The organism is Rhizobium sp. No.120 (genome assembly GCF_054558365.1).
The window spans coordinates 1-379 of record NZ_BAAJNQ010000069.1; the positions used below are offsets into that span (position 1 = coordinate 1).

Consider the following 379-nt stretch of genomic DNA (forward strand, 5'->3'; position numbering starts at 1 on the left):
CATCCTTTTTCCGGCGAAGCAGCTTCAGATGACGGGTCATGTCGCACACGACCCAGAGCGGCGGCATGTCGCTTTCGTTCAGCACTTTGTTCATGCTGTAGAGGTCTTCGGCTGTGAACCCTGGCCAGAGGAAGTTCACGGCGGCCCAATGCACGAACTTGCGGTTCATGGCGCCGGTCGCCGTCAATCCTATGCCACCCTCACCGTCAGCATAGGCAACCGCAAGAAGCATGCCGCGAAGAAGAGGGGACAGCGCGGCTACATCGACGTCACCTTGCAGTTTGATTTCCGGAAGCATCGTTGCGCTTTGATCCCTACTCGCCCCATGCGGTGCAAACAAGTATCAGCCGGCGATAGACGAATTGCTACTGAGAAAGCT

At 57.0% G+C, this 379-nt stretch carries 1 pseudogene; it reads right to left on the bottom strand.

Annotated features, from left to right (window positions below):
• Window positions 1–298 (bottom strand): annotated as a pseudogene (locus ACYJRZ_RS31980) (hypothetical protein); the annotation flags it as partial.
• Window positions 299–379: the final 81 nt, after the last annotated feature.